Raw genomic sequence first — 20,775 nt, 5'->3', positions numbered from 1 at the left:
GAGGTTTTACTGTGAAGAACTGGACATTGCGCCAACGCATCCTGGCGAGTTTTGCGGTGATCATCGCCATCATGCTGCTCATGGTTGTTGTCTCGTTTTCGCGGTTGCTAAAGATCCAGGACAGTGAGGAGAGGGTCCGGGCCGATGCGGTGCCGGGGGTGTATTACAGCTCCATGATTCGCGGTGGCTGGGTCGACAGCTACGTGCTGACCCAACAGATCGTCGGCCTTTCGGGCAACCATGAAATCACCGCCGAAGACAAGACCCGCTTCCAGGGCTTCGAGCAGCACCTGCGCGAAGAAATACAGAATTATCAACAGCTGATCCAGAACCCTGCCGACCAGGCGTCTTTCGACGAGTTCGAAAATAATCATCAAGCATTCAACCTGGCCATGGCGAAGGTCCTGGACTTGTATCAGCGCAAGGATTACGAAGGGGCGCGGCTGGCCTTGGAAAAGGAACTGACGCCAGCGTGGATCGGCGGTCGTCAGCATCTGAACCACATCATCGAGCGCAATCGCGAACTGGCCGAAAGCGCCACCCAGACCATCGACGACGCGGTGACGGCGGCAAAGGTCGCCATGGGTCTGTCGTTTCTTGTCGCGCTGATTGTCGCCCTGCTCTGCGGGCTGTTGCTGATGCGCGCGATCATGGCGCCGATGAACCGTATCGTGGAGATTCTCGAGGTCATGCGCAGCGGCGACCTGAGCGGGCGCCTGAACTTGGCACGCAAAGATGAATTCGGCGCAGTGGAGACAGGCTTCAACGACATGATGGCCGAACTGACTTCGCTGGTGTCCCAGGCCCAGCGTTCCTCGGTGCAAGTCACCACCTCGGTGACCGAAATCGCCGCCACCTCCCGCGAGCAACAGGCCACGGCCACCGAAACCGCTGCCACCACCACCGAGATCGGCGCGACGTCCCGGGAAATCGCCGCGACTTCCCGGGACCTGGTGCGCACCATGACCGAGGTTTCCACCGCCGCCGACCAAGCCTCGGTGGCCGCCGGCTCCGGCCAGCAAGGCCTGGCGCGCATGGAAGAAACCATGCATTCGGTGATGGGCGCCGCCGACCTGGTGAACGCCAAGCTGGCGATCCTCAACGAGAAGGCCGGTAACATCAACCAAGTCGTGGTCACCATCGTCAAGGTGGCCGACCAGACCAACCTGTTGTCGCTCAACGCTGCCATCGAGGCCGAAAAGGCCGGGGAATATGGTCGCGGATTCGCGGTAGTCGCCACGGAAGTACGGCGCCTGGCTGACCAGACGGCCGTGGCCACGTATGACATCGAGCAAATGGTGCGCGAGATCCAGTCCGCCGTGTCGGCGGGGGTCATGGGCATGGACAAGTTCTCTGAAGAAGTGCGCCGCGGCATGTTCGAGGTGCAGCAGGTCGGCGAGCAGCTGTCGCAGATCATCCATCAGGTCCAGGCCTTGGCGCCGCGGGTGTTGATGGTCAACGAGGGCATGCAGGCCCAGGCCACCGGTGCCGAGCAGATCAACCACGCCCTGGTGCAACTGGGCGATGCCAGCAGCCAGACCGTGGAATCCCTGCGCCAGGCCAGTTCCGCCATTGACGAACTGAGCCAGGTAGCCGTGGGGCTGCGCGGTGGCGTCTCGCGTTTCAAAGTCTGATGGCTGAATCAGAGACCCCGCGTGGCATGACCTCGACGGCCCGCCAGCCGCTGTTCCTGGTGTTTCGCATCGGTAACGAGCGTTACGCCCTGCAGGCCACCGACGTGGTGGAGGTATTGCCGCGCCTGCCCCTCAAGCCGATCGCGCGGGCGCCGTCCTGGGTGGCCGGCGTTTTTGCCTGGCGCGGGGTGGTGGTGCCGGTGATCGACCTGTGCGCGCTGACCTTCGGCCAGAATGCCGAGGCTCGCACCAGTACGCGGCTGGTGCTGGTGAACTACCAGCCCGACGCGCAGCAGGCGAGGCAAGTGCTGGGACTGATCCTGGAACAGGCCACTGACACCCTGCGCTGCGATCCGGCGCAATTCCAGCCGTATGGCCTCGACAATCGGCAGGCGCCGTACCTGGGCCCGGTGCGCGAGGATGCGCAGGGGCTGCTGCAATGGGTGCGGGTCAATGACCTGCTCGACGAGTCGGTCCGCGCCGTGTTGTTTCCCACACCCGGGCTGGACATCGATGACCTCGGGGCCCGGCCATGAGCAATGACCAGCGCTTTTTCGATTTCCTCAAAGAACGCATCGGCCTGGACGTGACCTCCGTCGGTTCAGCCATCATCGAGCGGGCCGTGCGCCAACGCATCATCGCTGTGCCCGGGCGAACCGCCGACGACTACTGGCAATCGCTGCAGCATTCGGGGCAGGAACAGCAAGCGCTGATCGAAGCGGTGATCGTCCCGGAGACCTGGTTCTTCCGTTACCCTGAATCTTTCGCGACCCTCGCCCGGCTGGCCGGCAAGCGACTCGCCGAGATCAAGCACCTGCGCGCTTTGCGCATCCTCAGCTTGCCGTGTTCCACCGGTGAGGAACCGTACTCCATCGCCATGGCCTTGCTCGACGCAGGGCTGGGCGCCCATCAATTCAAAGTCGAGGGGCTGGACGTCAGCCCGCTGTCGGTTGAACGGGCCAAGGCTGCGCGTTATGGCCGCAATTCTTTCCGTGGTGCTGACCTTGCCTTTCGCGAACGGCATTTCGAGGCCGAAGACGAGGGCTATCGCCTCAGCGAGCGGGTGCGCGAGCAAGTGCGCCTGCAAGTGGGCAACCTGCTGGATCCGGCCTTGCTGGTGAATGAAGCACCTTACGATTTCGTGTTCTGCCGCAACCTGCTGATTTACTTCGACCAGCCGACCCAGCAGCAGGTGTTCGAGGTGCTCAAGCGCCTGACCCACCAGGATGGCGTACTGTTTATCGGCCCCGCCGAGGGCAGTTTGCTCGGGCGCCTGGGCATGCGCTCGATCGGGGCTGCCCAGTCGTTCGCCTTCAGTCGCCAGGGCGCCCCCGAACCACAACCGTTGCCGACCTCGCCACCGACCTTGCTACCCACGTTGATGCCGGCCCCGCTGCCGGTTCGCCAAGTGCCGCCCCGAACTGTCGCCCCGGTGATCCGCTCCGTGCCGTTTTCCCAGGCCCGGCCCGCGGTTGCCCAAGCCAAGGGCGGCGACGCGGCCGGGTTGCTGGCGCAGATCGCCGCCCTGGCCAACAGCGGCAAGAGCGCCGAGGCCCGCACGGCCTGCGAACAGTACTTGCGTAGCCATGCGCCAGCGGCCCAGGTGTTTTATTGGCTGGGGTTGCTCAGCGACATGGCCGGCAGCGCGCTCGAGGCCCAAGGGTTTTATCGCAAGGCGCTTTATCTTGAACCGCAACACGCCGAGGCCCTGGTGCATCTGGCGGCGCTGCTGGCTTCCCAGGGAGACGCGGCCGGAGCCCGTCGATTGCAGGAACGCGCTGCCCGTAGCGAGCGCACCGCAGACAGTGAGCGTAAACGATGAGCGGTTCGGCTTTTTACAAGGTCACCCATGACGATGCCGAGGCAATCGACGATTGCTGGAACCGCATCGGCGTGCATGGCGACAAATCGTGTGAACGACTGACCGAGCATATCCACTGCCGCAATTGCCCGGTGTATTCGGCGGCCGCCACCCGCCTGCTCGACCGGTATGCCCTGCAACAGGATGACCGGGACCTGGTCGGCGCCCCGCTGGACACCGACATCGCCACGCGCTCATTGCTGATGTTCCGCCTCGGCGAAGAGTGGCTGGCCTTGACCACCCGCAGCTTGGTGGAGGTCGCGCCGTTGCAGCCGATCCATTCGTTACCTCACCAACGTTCGCGGGCCTTGCTCGGCGTGGCGAACGTGCGCGGGGCGTTGGTGGCCTGCCTGTCGCTGGTGGAATTGTTGGACCTGGAGCCCGGCGCGCCGGCGGTTCCCGGTGGGCGAATCATGCCGCGCATGTTGATCGTCGCGGCCAAGGGCGGGCCGGTGGTGGTGCCGGTGGACGAGGTGGACGGCATCCATGCCATCGACGAACGGATCCTGGCGAGCGCTTCGCCGTCAGCGGGCAAGTACACTCGCGGTGTGTTGCCCTACAAGGGCCGCAGCTTGCGCTGGCTGGACGAAGAACAGCTGCTGTCCGCCGTGTCCCGGAGCCTGTCATGACGCCCGATCAGATGCGCGATGCCTCGTTGCTGGAACTGTTCAGCCTGGAAGCCGAAGCCCAGGTCCAAGTGCTGAGCACCGGCCTGCTGGCCCTGGAGCGTGATCCGACCCAGGCCGAGTACCTTGAGTCATGCATGCGCGCGGCCCACTCGCTAAAAGGCGCGGCGCGCATCGTCGGGGTGGACGCCGGCGTCAGCGTGGCCCATGTCATGGAAGATTGCCTGGTCAGTGCCCAGGAAGGCCGCCTGGTGCTGGGTGCCGTTCACATCGATGCCTTGCTGCAAGGCACGGACCTGCTGACGCGCATCGCCACGCCGGGCAACGACATTGGCGCTGCTGACATCGATGCATACGTGGCGCTGATGGGGCGACTGCTCGACCCTGAGGCCGCCCAGGCTTCGGCCGCAGCGCCGCCGGCAATCGAGATGCCCGTCGAAACCGCTCCTGTCGAATTGCCCGAACTGGGACCTGCCGCGCCCATCGAGCCGACGCCCAAGGCCAAGGCTAAACGGGTCACCGAAGGCGGCGAACGGGTCCTGCGGGTCACGGCTGAACGCCTCAACAGCCTGCTCGACCTGTCGAGCAAATCCTTGGTGGAAACCCAGCGCCTCAAGCCCTGGCTGGCAGCGATGCAACGCCTCAAGCGTCAGCAAGGCAACGGCCTGCGTGCCCTTGAAGAGCTGAACGTGCACCTCAAGGATCACGCTCTGAGCCTGCAGGCCCAGGAAGCCCTTGGCGATGCGCGCCGCTTGCTGGCCGAAACCCAGCAACTGCTGGCGCTCAAGACCGCCGAGCTGGATGAGTTCGCCTGGCAGGCCAGCCAGCGGGCGCAGGTGCTGTATGACACGGCGCTGGCCTGTCGCATGCGGCCGTTTGCCGATGTGCTCAGCGGCCAGGTCCGCATGGTCCGTGATCTCGGTCGCAGCCTGGGCAAGCAGGTCCGCCTGGAGATCGAGGGCGAAAAAACCCAGGTCGACCGCGACGTGCTGGAAAAGCTCGAGGCGCCGCTGACCCATTTACTGCGCAATGCCGTGGACCATGGCATCGAAACCCCGGAACAGCGCCAACTGGCCGGCAAGCCCGCCGAAGGCCTGATCCGCCTGCGGGCTTCCCATCAGGCCGGCCTGCTGGTGCTCGAACTGGTGGACGACGGTGCCGGCGTGGATCTGGAACGGGTCCGCCGCAGCATCGTCGAGCGCGGCCTTTCCCCAGCGCAAACCGCTGCCAGCCTGAGCGAAGAGGAACTGCTGACATTCCTGTTCCTGCCCGGTTTCAGCCTGCGAGACAAAGTCACCGAGGTATCCGGTCGCGGCGTCGGCCTGGACGCCGTCCAGCATATGGTCCGGCAGTTGCGCGGGGCCGTGGTGCTGGAGCAGACGGCGGGCGGGGGCAGTCGTTTCCATCTCGAAGTGCCGCTGACCCTGTCGGTGGTGCGCAGCCTGGTGGTGGAAGTCGGCGGCGAGGCGTATGCCTTTCCCCTGGCCCACATCGAACGCATGTGCGACCTGGCGCCCGACGACATCGTGCAGGTCGAAGGCCGCCAGCATTTCTGGCACGAGGGCCGGCATATCGGGCTGGTCGCCGCCAGCCAATTGCTCAATCGCCCGGCGACGCAGAACAACAGCCACACCCTCAAGGTCGTGGTCATTCGCGAGCGCGAATCGATCTATGGGGTCGCGGTGGAACGCTTCATTGGCGAGCGCACATTGGTGGTCCTGCCTTTGGACGAGCGCCTGGGCAAGGTCCAGGATATTTCCGCCGGAGCCTTGCTGGACGACGGCTCGGTGGTGTTGATTGTCGACGTCGAGGACCTGCTGCGGTCGGTGGACAAGCTGCTCGATACCGGGCGCCTGGAACGCATTGCCCGGCAGAACCAGGCCCAGGCTCCGCGCAAGCGGATCCTGGTGGTGGATGACTCGCTGACCGTGCGCGAGCTGCAACGCAAGCTGCTGCTCAATCGCGGCTACGAGGTGGCCGTGGCGGTGGATGGCATGGATGGATGGAACGCATTGCGCTCGGAGGATTTCGATTTGCTGATTACCGATATCGACATGCCGCGCATGGATGGCATCGAGCTGGTGTCGCTGTTGCGACGCGACAACCGTTTGCAATCGCTGCCGGTGATGGTGGTGTCCTATAAGGACCGCGAAGAAGACCGTCGCCGTGGCCTGGACGCGGGGGCCGACTATTATCTAGCGAAGGCGAGTTTCCACGACGACGCCTTGCTCGACGCTGTAGTCGAATTGATCGGGGGAGCCCGCGCTTGAAGATCGCCATCGTCAATGACATGCCCCTGGCGGTCGAGGCCCTGCGCCGTGCCCTGGCGTTCGAGCCGGCGCATCAACTGGTCTGGGTGGCCGCCAACGGGGCCGAGGCGGTGCAGCGCTGCGCCGAGTACACCCCGGACCTGATCCTGATGGACCTGTTCATGCCGATCATGGATGGCGTGGAGGCTACACGGCGGATCATGGCCGATACGCCCTGCGCGATTGTCATCGTCACCGGTGACAGCCAACAGAACGTCCATCGGGTGTTCGAGGCCATGGGCCATGGCGCCCTGGACGTGGTCGATACGCCGGCCCTGGGCGTCGGTAATCCAGCGGACGCAGCGGCGCCCCTGCTGCGCAAGATCACCAACATCGGCTGGCTGATCGGCGAGCGCAACAGGCGGGAACGACCCGCTGCGACGACGCAGCGTGCGGCGGTGTCGCGAAATAGCCTGGTGGCCATCGGATCGTCGGCGGGCGGGCCGGCGGCGCTGGAGGTGCTGTTGAAAGCCCTGCCGCGTGATTTTGCCCCGGCCATTGTGCTGGTCCAGCATGTCGACGAGGTGTTCGCCGCAGGCATGGCCGAGTGGCTGGGCAGTGCGTCGGGCCACAGGGTCCGCCTGGCCCGGCACGGCGAGACGCCGCAGAGCGGCACGGTGTTGCTGGCCGGGACCAATCACCATCTACGTTTGTTGAAGGACGGTACCTTGGCCTACACCGCCGAGCCGGTGAATGAAATCTACCGGCCCTCCATCGACGTTTTTTTCGAAAGCGTCGCCCATTTCTGGAGCGGTGACGCGGTGGGTGTATTGCTCACCGGCATGGGCCGCGACGGGGCACAAGGGCTTAAGCTGATGCGCCAACAGGGTTGGGAGACCATCGCCCAGGACCAGCGCAGCAGCGCGGTGTATGGCATGCCCAAGGCAGCCGCCGCCATCGACGCCGCCGTTCATATTCTTGGCCTGGACGATATCGCGCCACGGTTGTTGGAGATATTTAGCAAATGATGAACCCCGGCGACCTCGGCCCAGGCCGTACTCAGGTAAGCACCCATGAATGATCTGCAGCTCGACGGCTTCAAGAACGATGAGAATGCCGCCATGGTCCTGCTCGTCGACGACCAGGCGATGATCGGCGAGGCGGTGCGGCGCGGGCTGTCGAATGAAGAAAACATCGACTTCCACTTTTGCTCCGATCCCCACCAGGCCATCGCCCACGCGATCCGGATCAAGCCGACGGTGATTCTCCAGGACCTGGTAATGCCCGGCCTCGACGGCCTGAGCCTGGTGCGCGAGTACCGTAACCATCCGGCCACCCGCGATATCCCGATCATTGTCCTGTCCACCAAGGAGGACCCGCTGATCAAGAGCGCGGCCTTCGCCGCCGGGGCCAACGATTACCTGGTCAAGTTGCCGGACAACATCGAACTGGTGGCGCGCATCCGCTATCACTCGCGCTCCTACATGATGCTGTTGCAGCGCGACGCGGCCTATCGCGCGCTGCGGGTCAGCCAGCAGCAGTTGCTCGACACCAACCTAGTGCTGCAACGGCTGATGAACTCCGATGGCTTGACCGGGCTGTCCAATCGCCGGCACTTCGACGAATACCTGGAGCTGGAGTGGCGCAGGGCGATGCGCGACCAGAGCCAACTGTCGCTGTTGATGATCGACGTGGACTACTTCAAGTCCTATAACGACAACTTCGGTCACTTGGAGGGCGACGAAGCCCTGCGCAAGGTGGCCGGGGCGATCCGTGATGCGTGCAGTCGCCCCTCCGACTTGCCGGCCCGCTACGGTGGCGAAGAATTTGCCTTGGTATTGCCCAGCACCTCGCCTGGCGGCGCCCGGTTGATGGCTGAAAAGCTGCGCCAGAGCGTCGTCGCTCTGAAGATTCCCCACACCACACCCGATGGCGGCGAGAGCCTGACCATCAGCATCGGCGTCTCGACCATCACGCCGCAGCCGGGCGGCGATAGTCGGCAGTTGATCTCGGCGGCGGACAAAGGGCTGTACCTGGCCAAGCACAATGGACGTAACCGGGTGGGCTTCGAATGACCTTCGGTCGATGATGATGCTTTTGTGGCGAGGGAGCTTGCTCCCGCTGGGGCGCGCAGCGGCCCTGAAACCAGGCAACTCGGTGGATCGGGTTGATTGAGTGGCCTTTGAGGGGGGCTGCTGCGCAGCCCAGCGGGAGCAAGCGCCCTCGCCACGGGGCCGGTGTTGAGCCATGTCCCTGAGTTTCATGCCCCTAAAGCCGCCAGGCGGGCTGCCGCCGACGCTTGATTACGTTATACTCGCCGGCTTTCAAAAGTTCGCCAACGAGTGCTGCCCGCCATGGAAATCAACCCGATCCTTAACACCATCAAGGACCTGTCCGAGCGCTCCGAAACTATTCGGGGGTATCTTTGACTACGATCAAAAGCATGAGCGCCTGACCGAAGTCAATCGCGAGCTTGAAGATCCGAATGTCTGGAACAACCCTTCGTACGCCCAGGAACTGGGGCGCGAGCGTGCTGCGCTGGCGCAGATCGTCGAGACCCTGGACGAGTTGTCCAGCGGCCTGGCCGATTGCCGCGACCTGCTGGACATGGCTGTCGAAGAGAACGATGAAGGCGCGGTCGGCGATGTCGTCGCCGAACTGACACGCCTGGACGAGAACCTCGCCAAGCTGGAATTCCGCCGCATGTTCAGCGGCGAGATGGACATGAACAACGCCTACCTGGACATCCAGGCCGGCTCCGGCGGCACCGAGGCCCAGGACTGGGCCAACATCCTGCTGCGCATGTACCTGCGCTGGGCTGACAAGCGCGGTTTCGACGCCACCATCATGGAGCTGTCCGCCGGTGAAGTCGCCGGGATCAAGGGCGCCACCGTGCACATCAAGGGCGAATACGCCTTTGGCTGGCTGCGAACCGAGATCGGCGTGCATCGCCTGGTGCGCAAGAGCCCGTTCGACTCCGGCAACCGTCGCCATACGTCGTTCTCGGCCGTCTTCGTTTCCCCGGAAATCGACGACAACATCGAAATCGAGATCAACCCGGCGGACCTGCGCATCGACACCTACCGCTCCTCCGGTGCGGGTGGTCAGCACGTCAACACCACCGATTCGGCCGTACGGATTACCCACGTACCGACCAACACCGTGGTCAGCTGCCAGAACGAACGCTCCCAGCACGCCAACAAAGACACCGCGATGAAAATGCTGCGGGCCCGTCTTTACGAGCAGGAAGTACAGAAGCGCAACGCCGCGTCCCAGGCCCTGGAAGACACCAAGTCGGACATCGGCTGGGGTCACCAGATCCGCTCGTACGTACTCGATGCCTCGCGTATCAAGGACCTGCGCACCAGCATTGAACGCAGCGACTGCGACAAGGTGCTCGACGGCGACATCGATGAATACCTGATCGCCAGCCTCAAGCAAGGGCTGTAACGCGACACCCACGCGGTGGGCAGGCACGCTTCCCCGGGAGCGAGGCTTGCCCGCAAACTCCGGCCCCGGCGGCCGGGGGCAACGAACCTGTGATGGAATCCTTAAAGACATGAGCGACCTAGAACTCGACCCGCAAGCCCTGCAACAGGAAGAAAACTCCCTGATCGCCCTGCGCAAGGAAAAGCTTGCTGCCGAGCGCGCCAAGGGCCAGGCCTTCCCCAACGACTTCCGCCGTGACGCCTACTGTGACGTGCTGCAGAAGACGTACGCGGACAAGACCAAGGAAGAGCTGGCTGAAGCGGCGATTCCCGTCAAGGTGGCCGGTCGCATCATGCTCAACCGTGGTTCGTTCATGGTGATCCAGGACATGACCGGTCGCATCCAGGTCTACGTCAACCGCAAGACATTGCCCGAAGAAACCCTGGCCGCCGTCAAGACCTGGGACTTGGGTGACATCATTGCCGCCGAAGGCACCCTGGCCCGCTCCGGCAAGGGCGACCTGTACGTCGAGATGACCAGCGTGCGCCTGCTGACCAAGTCCCTGCGCCCGCTGCCGGACAAGCACCACGGCCTGACCGACACCGAACAGCGTTATCGCCAGCGTTACGTCGACCTGATCGTCAACGAAGAGGTGCGCCAGACCTTCCGCGTGCGCTCGCAGGTCATCGCCCACATCCGCAGCTTCCTGATGAAGCGTGACTTCCTCGAAGTCGAGACACCGATGTTGCAGACCATCCCCGGCGGTGCGGCGGCCAAGCCGTTCGAAACCCACCACAACGCCCTGGACATGGAAATGTTCCTGCGTATCGCGCCGGAGCTGTACCTCAAGCGGCTGGTTGTCGGCGGGTTTGAAAAGGTCTTCGAGATCAACCGCAACTTCCGTAACGAAGGCGTTTCGACCCGGCACAACCCCGAGTTCACCATGCTCGAGTTCTACCAGGCCTACGCCGACTACGAAGACAACATGGACCTGACCGAGGAACTGTTCCGCGAGCTGGCGCAGCTGGTACTCGGGACTACCGACGTGCCGTATGGCGATAAGGTCTTCCACTTCGGCGAGCCGTTCGTGCGTTTGTCGGTGTTCGACTCGATCCTCAAGTACAACCCGGACATCACCGCGGCCGACCTGCAGGACATCGAGAAAGCCCGTGCCATCGCCAAGAAGGCCGGCGCCAAGGTGCTCGGCTTCGAAGGCCTGGGCAAGCTGCAAGTGATGATTTTCGAGGAGCTGGTCGAGCACAAGCTGGAACAGCCGCATTTCATCACCCAGTACCCGTTCGAAGTGTCGCCGCTGGCCCGTCGTAACGACGAGAACCCAAGCGTGACCGACCGTTTCGAGCTGTTCATCGGCGGCCGTGAAATCGCCAACGCCTACTCCGAGCTCAACGACGCGGAAGACCAGGCCGAGCGTTTCATGGCCCAGGTGGCCGACAAGGACGCCGGCGACGATGAAGCCATGCATTACGACGCTGACTTCGTACGTGCCCTGGAGTACGGCATGCCGCCGACCGCCGGTGAAGGCATCGGCATCGATCGGCTGGTGATGTTGTTGACCAACTCGCCGTCGATCCGGGATGTCATTCTCTTCCCGCACATGCGGCCCCAAGCGTAAGTGTTTCAATTAAAAAGCCGCCTCGATGGGCGGCTTTTTATTGCCTGTCTGGTACAAACGTATCAAATAGTTACTTCCGAAATAGCGAGGAAAGACCTGTCGTGAATCGTGCAATGGCTTCAGAAGGTGCAGCGGGCGTCGCCACGGCTGTCGCTGAAAGTGTTCAGTACCAGGGCCGCAAAGCGAGCCGCCAGGGCAGTGAGCAGCGTCGCCAGGATATTCTCGACGCGGCCATGCGCATTGTGGTCCGTGATGGCGTGCGGGCCGTGCGCCATCGCGCCGTAGCCGCTGAAGCGGGCGTGCCGCTGTCGGCCACCACGTACTATTTCAAGGACATCGATGACTTGCTCACCGATACCTTCGCCCAGTACGTGGAGCGCAGCGCGGCGTTCATGGGCAAGCTGTGGGCCAACAACGAAGGCCTGCTGCGGGAGATGGTCGCCTACGGTGACGGCAGCCCCCAATCGCGCTCGCAACTGGCGGACGACATTGCGCGGATGACCGCTGAATACGTACAGCACCAATTGGACAGCCGCCGCGAATACCTGATGGCCGAACAGGCCTTCCGCCAAGAAGCATTGCTCAACCCGCGCCTGGCGGAGCTGGTGCGCTCCCACCAGCAGATCTTGCTGCACGGCACGTGTCAGTTTTTCCAGGTATTGGGTTCCCGCGAGCCACAGCAGGATGCCAAAGTGTTGACGGCGATTATCGGACGGATGGAATATCAGGGCTTGCTCAATGGCGCCGAGCCGGTAGCCGGTGAAGACATGCTCGGTATCCTGACCCGCTACATGCACCTGGTACTGGCTTCGGTGTAGTTGAAAGCACCGCAGTCTATGTGGCGAGGGAGCTTGCTCCCGCTTGAGTGCGCAGCACTCACCAAAAGGGCCGCTGCGCAGCCCAGCGGGAGCAAGCTCCCTCGCCACTGCCTACTATAGGGAGTTCCAATGAAAGCCTGGCGTGCCGTTGCACTGGCCGTTTCGCTGCTACTGCTCAGTGGTTGCCTGGTGTCGTTCAAGGCACCGTTACCTGACAGCGAAGCCGCGCCCAAGGGCCTGCTGGGCCATTGGACCAGCACCAATGCCTGGGGCGAACCGTTGAACCTGGAGTTGACGAAAGTCGGCAAGCACCGCTACCAGGCCATCAGCTACTTCAGGGCCAGGCCCCAAGAGCGCGAAGCCATTCCCCTGACCGTCTCCCGCCACGGCAGCCGTTGGTACCTGTCGGCGAAGGTGCCGGCCCACTATGGCGGGCATTACGTGATCGCCGGTTTCGAATTGACCGACAAGCAGGAGTTGGTGGTCTACAACCTGGACCTGGAGCAGATCAACCAGGCCATCGGGCAGAAGATCCTCAGCGGCCAGCCGAGCCAGAGCGAAGCGGGCGACGGCGTGCTGGTGGACAGCGACATGAACAAGGTTTTCAGTTACCTCGACGACCCGGCCAATTCCGATGTGTTCTCGGAAGCCGTGCGCTACCAGCGACTGGTCAAATCCCAATAACCGCAGCAGGCGGATGTTTTTTCACAGGAGTTCCGGGTGGACGATTACCAGCAGACGATACGCACCTTGTCCGATCGCATTGTGCTGGCGCAAACGCCGATTCGCATTCTCGATGCCGTGAAGTGGGACGAGAACATCCGCAAGGGGTTCCTCAAGGCCAAGGGCAAGGAAATGCCGGCGGTGGACCGCGACTATTATCTCAACCGTCCGCTGTCCTTCGATTCCAGCAAGGTAAAGCTGGAGTTCCAGAACATCGAGCGCGACATCACCCGCCAACTGGGGCAGTTCAACCCGGTGGGTCAGATCATGCGCCGCATGTGCAAGGAATATCGCATGGTGGTGCGCATGCTCGAAGCGCGGGGTACCGAGGATTTCGGACTGATCTCCCAGGAGCTCTACGGCGCCGCCTCCGACGCCTTCCACGCCGGCGACCCGACCCTGGCCGACCTGGGCCTGATGCTCTCCGATTACCTGAACAACATCGACGGCCGTGGCGACCTCAAGGATGAGCCGAAAGTGCTCAGCGCCAAGGAGGCCGTGAGCCTGCTGCAACACCGTCTCAACCGGGTCTTCGGCGAGGCCGAGGAAACCATCCGGGTGTTTGAATCCGACGGGATCGTGGCCGATGCGGCGGCGGGGGCCGACTACATCAAGATCCGCACCGATGCGATGTTCAACGAGCGCGACGTGCGCGCCCTGGAAGTCCACGAAGGGCTGGTGCACGTTGGCACGACTCTCAACGGCTTGAACCAGCCGATCTGCACCTTCTTGTCCAAGGGCCCTCCCTCGTCCACCGTGACCCAGGAAGGCCTGGCGATCCTGATGGAAATTATCACCTTCGCGTCCTACCCAAGTCGCCTGCGCAAACTCACCAACCGCACCCGGGCCATCCACATGGTGGAGGAGGGGGCCGATTTCCTGCAGGTTTTCGAGTTCTTCCGCGAGCAGGGTTTCGAGATGGCCGAAAGCTATGGCAACGCCAGCCGTGTTTTCCGTGGTTCGGTGCCGACCGGTCTGCCATTTACCAAAGACTTGTCCTATCTCAAGGGCTTCATCATGGTCTACAACTACATTCAGCTGGCGGTACGCAAAGGCAAGCTGGAGCAAGTGCCGCTGCTGTTCTGCGGCAAGACCACCCTGGAGGACATGCGCACGTTGCGGCAATTGGTGGACGAAGGCCTGGTCGTACCGCCCAAGTACCTGCCCGAGCAGTTCCGTGACATGAATGCACTGTCGGCCTGGATGTGTTTCTCCAACTTCCTCAATCACCTGAGCCTGGACCGGATCGAAGCGGATTACTCCAATATCCTTTGAACATCACATTGCCCAATTGTGGGAGCGGGCTTGCTCGCGAAAGCAGTGGATCAGATAACGATGATGTCGACTGATCCACCGCTTTCGCGAGCAAGCTCGCTCCCACAGTGGACTATGTTTCAATTTCTGTATCTTGCGAGGTTTCACCGGATGCGAATCCTCGGCATCGTTTGCCTGCTGCTGGCCCTGAGCGGCTGCAGTTCCCTGCTGTTCTACCCCGAGCACGGCCTGCCGTTCACTCCGGAGCGGGCCAAGCTCGAATATCGCGACGTCACCCTGACCACTGCCGATGGTTTGAAGCTTCATGGCTGGTGGCTACCGGTCAAGCCAGGCGTGGCGGTCAAGGGCACGGTGCTGCACCTGCACGGCAACGGCGGCAACCTGGCCTGGCACCTGGGCGGGAGCTGGTGGTTGCCGGAGCAGGGTTACCAAGTGCTGATGATCGACTACCGCGGCTATGGGTTGTCCGAAGGCGAGCCGAGCCTGCCGGCGATTTACCAAGACATCGACGCGGCGTTCAAATGGCTCGACCAGTCGCCGGAGGTCCGGGGCAAGCCATTGGTGCTGCTCGGCCAAAGCCTGGGCGGCGCGCTGGCGGTGCATTATCTGGTGGAACATCCGCAGCGCCAACAACAGCTCAAGGCCCTGGTGCTCGACGGCGTGCCCGCCAGTTATCGCGAGGTAGGGCGTTTCGCCCTCAGTACGTCATGGCTGACCTGGCCGTTCCAGGTGCCGTTGTCCTGGCTGGTGCCGGACGGTGACAGCGCGATTGGCTCCGTGGCGCAACTGACCGGCGTGCCGAAGCTGATCTACCACAGCCTCGATGACCCCATCGTGCCTCTTTCCAACGGCATCCGTCTGTATCAAGCTGCGCCGCCGCCGCGGGTCCTGCAACTGACCCGCGGCGGCCATGTGCAAACCTTCGCCGACCCGACCTGGCGAACCGTGATGCTGCGTTACCTCGACGACCCGCAGCACTTCGACGGTCTGCGCCGCCTGGGCGAGGTCCCCAACTTTCCGAAATCACCCGCTGAATCTCCTGAGAGCCCGCAATGAGCGAAGAACGCAACGCCATCCCCCTGATCATTACCGGTATCTGCAGCATCATCGGCACCGTCGCGGTGCTTTGGTACTACGGCTACCTGCACTTCGCCAAGCCGGAGGACGCCTTGTTGCTCAACCAGTTCACCATGCTCAAGACCGTACCGGGCGAGGACTACAAGGTTTCCCTGGAGCCGGCTCCCCAAGTCGCCCAGTGCATCGACGGCGTGCTGGTGCTGTTCGACACCGAGCAGAAAGGCCTGACCGGCGTGCTGATCAACGAGAAGAAGCGTGCCGTTCGTTGCATGGGGCAGGAGACGCCGCAGAAGTTGCAGCCGTAATCCCAAGGACTCCATAGATCCCCTGTGGGAGCGGGCTTGCTCGCGAAGGCGGTGTGGCAGTCCTGTATATGTAGCTGACCGGACGCTTTCGCGAGCAAGCCCGCTCCCACAGGGGAGATGTGTTAGCCGATAAAAAGCCCCGCCTGATTGAAGTCAGACGGGGCTTTTGCATTGCACTCAGCCGATCAGTTGGCGCTCATGCTCGAACGCGGTGCTACTGGCTGGTTGTCGTTGGAGATGGTCACTTCCACGCGACGGTTCATAGCACGGCCCGAAACGCTGGTGTTGTCGGCCACCGGGAATTCCTTGCCGTAGCCCTGGATCACGATGCGAGCCGGGTCGACGCCCATTTTCACCAGCGCGGTACGCACGGAGCTGGCGCGACGCTCGGACAGCGACTGGTTGTAGGAATCCGAACCGGTGCTGTCGGTGTAGCCTTCGATAATCACCTTGCGGTCCGGGTTTTCCTGGAGGAACTGGGCCAGTTTGTTGACGTTGGCCACGCCATTGGAGCGCAGGTCGGACTTATTGGTGGCGAACAGCACGTCGCCGAAGGTCACCAGCGTACCGCGTTCGGTCTGCTTGGCGTTCAGGCTGTCCTGCAACTGCTTGATCTGAGCATTGCGCGCATCGAGCAGCGCACGGGCGCGTTCGTCGCCGGCGTTTTTCAGTTCGGCCTCGGCGTTGCGCAGGGCGATGGTCTGCTTGGCCACTTCGACGCGCTGGTTGGTCAGGTAGGCCAGTTGGTCGACCTTGGCTTCGTCTTCCCTGTCCAGGTAGGCCTTGTCGGCCTTGGCCAGGAAGTCAGCCGCGTCCTTGGTTTCCAGGGCGGCGACCTTGGTGGCGGCCGGGTCAGCCTGCAGGCCGTTGTAGTTGGTGCGGGCCTGTTCCAGGTTCGCGTTCGGGTCATGGGAGCAAGCGGCCAGGGCTACGCAGGCAGCGAGCAGGGCGGGCATCATCAAATGTTTGTGCGTCATAGTCTGTCGTCCTTTTATCAATGAGAAGTACGTCGTGGCGGGAACGGTCTACTGAACCTTGTTCATGCCTTCCTGACGCAGTTCCTGAACCCCTTTCTGGGAATCCTTGAGTGCTTGTTCGGCCTTGGCGGCCTGGGCCTTGCGCTCGGCGACACGGGCATCCCATTCGGCCTGTTCGGCCAGACGCTTGGCTTCTGCGTAGTTCTTGTCGTGCATGGCCAGCTCGGCTTGCTTGAGCTTGTCCTGGGCCGACTTCATTTCCACCGCCGCGAATTCAGTACCGCCAGCGCTGACGGCGCTGTTGACCGCCGATTGCGTCACCGCGTACTGCTCCGAAGGTGGGTTGCCGGCACAACCGGCGAGGATGAAGCTGCTACCGATAGCCAGGGCAGCCAACTTCAGGCCGCGCAGGCCAGTGGATGAGGGTTTGGCAGTGCAGGTATTCATAGGCTTCAACTCCATTGGAAAACTCCTGAAAAATACTGATCCATGCTGGGACCGAAGCCGTGACGTCTGTTTTGGCGCGGGCGCCAGGGCGCGTTTATTTAAACGACCGTTCCAGTATGGTTACTCGGTGTGACCCGAGGCTTTTTTCAAAAGTTCAGGCCGAGGTGGCCAATCGCCAAAAGAATTACTGACTGATCGGTCAGCGGCAGAAAAGCTGAACTTTCAAGGCGCGCAGCGGTATTCCCAGCGCTGGAAATGACAGGCCCAGCGCCGGGAACAGCCCTTTGGAAAGGATCGGATCAGTGTTTCGATTTGTCGTTCTGCGAGGAAAGTTCGTGCAGATGGCGGCGGGAGAGGGCGAGGAAACGCGGGGTCGGGCCGACGTCTTCGTACAGCGGGTCGCCTTCTTCATCGGTGGCAACGACCTGTGAGCCCTTGACGTAGGGGAAGCTGGCCTCCAGCTCTTCCAGCGCCGCCCCGATCAGTTCGCCCAGCAGCTCTTCGGGCTGGCGCTTGGGGTACATGTCGCAGATCGCCGCCAGCCGTGCGGCGGCTTCCACGTCCAGGTGAATCGTGTAGCCAGTCTGGGTCAGGCGGCCCTTGGCGTTTTCTTCCCAGTGCTGGGCGAGCTCACGGATTTTCATGATGACCTCAATAAGCCGGCTCGTGGCAGGCGCGGTGAGTGGCAAGCCGTTGTGTGGCTTACCCATCAGACTAGCTTCGTCCGGCAAGGTTTAAAGTCCCTTCGTCGCTTGTCATAAACGACCGGCATCGGCACTCTCTATCTCCTGCGTCTCACCCGATCGCTGTCCGGACCTTTTGCTGGAGAACTGCTGATGACCGATATCGATGCGCGCTTGCGCGAGGATGTTCACCTGCTCGGCGAGCTGCTGGGCAATACCATCCGCGAACAGTACGGCGACACGTTCCTCGACAAGATCGAGCAGATCCGCAAGGGCGCCAAGGCTGACCGCCGCGGTTCCGTGGATGCCGAGCTCAGTGCCAGCCTCAACCAGCTCAGCGAAGACGAGCTACTGCCGGTGGCGCGGGCGTTCAACCAGTTCCTGAACCTGGCCAACATCGCCGAGCAATACCAGCTCATTCACCGCCGCGAAGAGTCGCAGCCAGCGCCTTTCGAGGCGCGAGTGCTCCCTGAACTGCTCGCCCGGTTGCGAGCCGAGGGCCATGGCGCCGAGTCCCTGGCCCGGCAGTTGGGGCGGCTGGAAATCGAACTGGTCCTCACCGCCCACCCGACGGAAGTGGCGCGCCGCACGCTGATCCAGAAGTACGACGCCATCGCCGCGCAATTGGCGGCCCAGGATCACCGCGACCTGACCAGTGCCGAGCGCGCTCAGATCCAGCAGCGCCTGCAACGGCTGATCGCCGAAGCCTGGCACACCGAGGAAATCCGCCGCACCCGGCCGACCCCCGTGGACGAGGCCAAGTGGGGATTCGCCGTGATCGAGCATTCGCTATGGCAGGCCATTCCCAATTACTTGCGCAAGGCCGACCAGGCCCTGCACGCCGCCACCGGGCTGCGCCTGCCGCTGGAGGCCGCGCCGATCCGCTTTGCCTCATGGATGGGCGGCGACCGCGACGGCAATCCGAATGTCACGGCGGCGGTGACCCGGGAAGTGCTGCTGCTGGCGCGGTGGATGGCTGCGGACCTGTATTTGCGCGACGTCGACCACCTGGCCGCCGATCTGTCCATGCAAAACGCCAGCGAAGCCTTGCGTGCCCAGGCCGGCGACAGCGCCGAACCTTATCGCGCGGTGCTCAAGCAATTGCGCGAACGCCTGCGCGCCACCCGCAACTGGGCGCAGCAATCCTTGAAGGCCACTACGCCTGCCACGGCCGAGGTGTTGCAGCAAAACCGCGAGCTGCTGGCGCCCCTGGAGCTGTGCTACCACTCCCTGCACGAATGCGGCATGGGCGTGATCGCCGATGGGCCGTTGCTTGACTGCCTGCGCCGGGCGGTGACCTTTGGGTTGTTCCTGGTGCGCCTCGATGTGCGCCAGGATTCCACGCGGCACACTGCCGCCATGACGGAAATCACCGACTACCTGGGCCTGGGCCGCTACGAGGACTGGAACGAGGAGCAGCGCATCAAGTTCCTGCTGGAGGAACTGAACAACCGGCGTCCGCTGTTGCCGGCCCACTTCAAGCCCTCGGCCGATACCGCGGAAGTGCTTGCGACGTGCCGGGAAGTCGCGGCGGCGCCGGCGGCGTCCCTTGGCTCCTATGTGATTTCCATGGCCGGCGCGGCTTCCGATGTCCTGGCGGTGCAGCTGCTGTTGAAAGAATCCGGCGTGCTGCGGCCGATGCGGGTGGTGCCGTTGTTCGAAACCCTGGCGGACCTGGACAACGCCGGGCCGGTGATCGAGCGGCTGTTGCTGCTGCCGGGCTATCGCTCGCGGCTGCAGGGGCCCCAGGAAGTGATGATCGGCTATTCCGATTCGGCCAAGGACGCCGGGACCACAGCGGCGGCCTGGGCGCAATATCGGGCTCAGGAACGGCTGGTGGACATCTGCCGCGAGCAGCAAGTGGAGCTGTTGTTGTTCCACGGTCGCGGTGGCACCGTGGGGCGTGGCGGCGGTCCGGCGCACGCGGCGATCCTGTCCCAGCCACCCGGTTCGGTAGCCGGGCGTTTCCGCACCACGGAACAGGGGGAAATGATTCGTTTCAAATTCGGCTTGCCGGACATCGCTGAACAGAACCTCAATCTCTATCTCGCCGCGGTGCTGGAAGCGACGCTGTTGCCACCGCCACCTCCCACGCCCCAATGGCGGCACCTGATGGACGAGCTGGCCGCCGACGGCGTCAAGGCCTACCGGGCGGTGGTGCGCGAGAACCCGCAGTTCGTCGAGTATTTTCGCCAGTCGACACCGGAGCAGGAGTTGGGGCGCCTGCCCCTGGGCAGCCGTCCGGCCAAGCGTCGGGCCGGCGGTATCGAAAGTTTGCGGGCGATCCCATGGATCTTCGGCTGGACCCAGACCCGCCTGATGCTACCGGCCTGGCTCGGCTGGGAAACCGCCCTGGGCAAGGCCCTGGAGCGCGGCGAAGGCGAGTTGCTGGGGCAGATGCGCGAGCAATGGCCGTTCTTCCGCACCCGCATCGACATGCTGGAAATGGTCCTGGCCAAGGCTGACGCGGATATTGCGCGTTCCTACGACGAACGTCTGGTGGAACCCGGGTTGCTGCCTTTGGGTGCGCATTTACGCGACCTATTGTCGCAGGCCTGCTCCGTCGTCCTTGGCTTGACCGCTCAGTCGCAGCTACTGGCACATAGCCCGGATACGCTGGAATTCATCCGCTTGCGCAACACCTACCTTGACCCGCTCCACCTGTTGCAGGCCGAACTGTTGGCACGCTCGCGGCAACAGGAAGTGGGCCAGGGCAGCCCCGTGGAACAGGCGCTGCTGGTGTCTGTGGCAGGGATTGCCGCCGGTTTGCGCAACACCGGCTAAGGTCAGGCAGCGCACCGAAACGGCTCGCCCCCTAGCCCGGGCGTTACCCGGCAAGGGGCGGGAACAGGTCGGCCAGGCGACAGTTTGTTGCCCGGTTGCGACTCTCGCCACCTACGCCAAAGGTCGCGTCGGGCGCGGGTTCCTCCGACTTTCGGCGGCTTGTGTGGGTCGGGCCTGCTGTGTATCTTGATCAGCCTTTGGCCGTTTGGGCGGTCACGATCCTGTTTTCCGAGATTGGCCCCACGAGGCGAATC

The 20,775-nt window shown here is 63.2% G+C and carries 18 protein-coding genes; 15 read left to right on the top strand and 3 right to left on the bottom strand.

The genetic code is table 11. The features are described 5' to 3' along the window. The first annotated feature begins 11 nt into the window (after window positions 1-11). The 14 genes from PFLQ2_RS06135 (at window position 12) to PFLQ2_RS06195 (ending at window position 15,630) form a co-directional block, all read left to right on the top strand. The gene (locus tag PFLQ2_RS06135; protein WP_003185021.1) at window positions 12-1,634 is read left to right on the top strand and encodes a methyl-accepting chemotaxis protein; all 1,623 of its coding nucleotides are present in this window, start codon (window positions 12-14) and stop codon (window positions 1,632-1,634) included. Continuing rightward, window positions 1,634-2,170 carry a chemotaxis protein CheW gene (locus PFLQ2_RS06140; RefSeq protein ID WP_003185018.1) on the top strand — a complete coding sequence of 179 codons (537 nt, stop codon included), beginning with the start codon at window positions 1,634-1,636 and terminating at the stop codon, window positions 2,168-2,170. The genes PFLQ2_RS06135 and PFLQ2_RS06140 overlap by 1 nt, the downstream gene beginning before the upstream one ends. Beyond that, on the top strand, window positions 2,167-3,456 hold the full coding sequence (locus PFLQ2_RS06145; protein ID WP_003185016.1) for a CheR family methyltransferase: 1,290 nt from the start codon (window positions 2,167-2,169) through the stop codon (window positions 3,454-3,456). Before PFLQ2_RS06140 ends, PFLQ2_RS06145 begins: the two co-directional genes overlap by 4 nt. Then, window positions 3,453-4,124 (top strand): chemotaxis protein CheW, encoded by a 672-nt coding sequence (locus PFLQ2_RS06150; RefSeq protein ID WP_003185014.1) that lies wholly within the window; start codon window positions 3,453-3,455, stop codon window positions 4,122-4,124. The genes PFLQ2_RS06145 and PFLQ2_RS06150 overlap by 4 nt, the downstream gene beginning before the upstream one ends. Next, window positions 4,121-6,391: a hybrid sensor histidine kinase/response regulator gene (locus PFLQ2_RS06155; RefSeq protein WP_003185011.1), complete on the top strand. Its 2,271-nt coding sequence runs from the start codon at window positions 4,121-4,123 to the stop codon at window positions 6,389-6,391. Before PFLQ2_RS06150 ends, PFLQ2_RS06155 begins: the two co-directional genes overlap by 4 nt. Then, window positions 6,388-7,398, top strand: coding sequence for a chemotaxis response regulator protein-glutamate methylesterase (locus tag PFLQ2_RS06160; RefSeq protein ID WP_003185010.1), 1,011 nt, complete (start codon window positions 6,388-6,390; stop codon window positions 7,396-7,398). The genes PFLQ2_RS06155 and PFLQ2_RS06160 overlap by 4 nt, the downstream gene beginning before the upstream one ends. A 45-nt stretch (window positions 7,399-7,443) precedes the next feature. Continuing rightward, window positions 7,444-8,445: a response regulator gene (locus tag PFLQ2_RS06165; protein ID WP_003185009.1), complete on the top strand. Its 1,002-nt coding sequence runs from the start codon at window positions 7,444-7,446 to the stop codon at window positions 8,443-8,445. Window positions 8,446-8,724: 279 nt separating this feature from the next. After that, window positions 8,725-9,820, top strand: a protein-coding gene (gene prfB / locus PFLQ2_RS28140; protein ID WP_152632816.1) for a peptide chain release factor 2 whose coding sequence is annotated in 2 segments (ribosomal slippage) — window positions 8,725-8,796 and window positions 8,798-9,820 — 1,095 coding nt in all. Because the reading frame shifts where the segments join, the coding sequence is not laid out codon by codon here. 109 nt (window positions 9,821-9,929) lie between these two features. Continuing rightward, window positions 9,930-11,432 (top strand): lysine--tRNA ligase, encoded by a 1,503-nt coding sequence (gene lysS / locus PFLQ2_RS06170; RefSeq protein WP_003185007.1) that lies wholly within the window; start codon window positions 9,930-9,932, stop codon window positions 11,430-11,432. Between the two features lie 101 nt (window positions 11,433-11,533). Beyond that, a complete protein-coding gene (locus tag PFLQ2_RS06175) occupies window positions 11,534-12,250 on the top strand; it encodes a TetR/AcrR family transcriptional regulator (protein WP_003185005.1) in 717 nt (238 codons plus the stop codon). A 129-nt stretch (window positions 12,251-12,379) separates the two neighbouring features. After that, a complete protein-coding gene (locus tag PFLQ2_RS06180; protein WP_003185003.1) occupies window positions 12,380-12,934 on the top strand; it encodes a hypothetical protein in 555 nt (184 codons plus the stop codon). Between the two features lie 36 nt (window positions 12,935-12,970). Beyond that, entirely contained in the window at window positions 12,971-14,248 is a 1,278-nt protein-coding gene (locus PFLQ2_RS06185) for a flavohemoglobin expression-modulating QEGLA motif protein (protein WP_003185001.1), read from the top strand. 150 nt (window positions 14,249-14,398) lie between these two features. Beyond that, window positions 14,399-15,304, top strand: coding sequence for an alpha/beta hydrolase (locus PFLQ2_RS06190; protein ID WP_003184998.1), 906 nt, complete (start codon window positions 14,399-14,401; stop codon window positions 15,302-15,304). After that, entirely contained in the window at window positions 15,301-15,630 is a 330-nt protein-coding gene (locus PFLQ2_RS06195; RefSeq protein ID WP_003184997.1) for a hypothetical protein, read from the top strand. Before PFLQ2_RS06190 ends, PFLQ2_RS06195 begins: the two co-directional genes overlap by 4 nt. A gap of 185 nt (window positions 15,631-15,815) precedes the next feature. On the opposite strand, the gene PFLQ2_RS06200 is transcribed toward PFLQ2_RS06195, so the two are convergent. From PFLQ2_RS06200 to PFLQ2_RS06210, 3 genes are all read right to left on the bottom strand, one after another. Further along, the gene (locus tag PFLQ2_RS06200) at window positions 15,816-16,607 is read right to left on the bottom strand and encodes an OmpA family protein (RefSeq protein ID WP_003184995.1); all 792 of its coding nucleotides are present in this window, start codon (window positions 16,605-16,607) and stop codon (window positions 15,816-15,818) included. A gap of 48 nt (window positions 16,608-16,655) precedes the next feature. After that, window positions 16,656-17,069: a DUF4398 domain-containing protein gene (locus PFLQ2_RS06205; protein ID WP_003184994.1), complete on the bottom strand. Its 414-nt coding sequence runs from the start codon at window positions 17,067-17,069 to the stop codon at window positions 16,656-16,658. A 284-nt stretch (window positions 17,070-17,353) separates the two neighbouring features. Then, complete coding sequence (locus PFLQ2_RS06210; RefSeq protein WP_003184992.1) at window positions 17,354-17,698, bottom strand: hypothetical protein; 345 nt, start codon at window positions 17,696-17,698, stop codon at window positions 17,354-17,356. A 192-nt stretch (window positions 17,699-17,890) separates the two neighbouring features. Between PFLQ2_RS06210 and ppc the strand changes: the two genes are divergently transcribed. Continuing rightward, window positions 17,891-20,521 carry a phosphoenolpyruvate carboxylase gene (gene ppc, locus PFLQ2_RS06215; protein ID WP_003184990.1) on the top strand — a complete coding sequence of 877 codons (2,631 nt, stop codon included), beginning with the start codon at window positions 17,891-17,893 and terminating at the stop codon, window positions 20,519-20,521. The last annotated feature ends 254 nt before the right edge of the window (window positions 20,522-20,775 follow it).

Source organism: Pseudomonas fluorescens Q2-87 (genome assembly GCF_000281895.1).
Taxonomy (GTDB): Bacteria; Pseudomonadota; Gammaproteobacteria; order Pseudomonadales; family Pseudomonadaceae; genus Aquipseudomonas; species Aquipseudomonas fluorescens_S.
The sequence above is the reverse complement of the archived record's forward strand: the minus strand, read 5'-3'. Positions and strand labels throughout refer to the sequence as shown.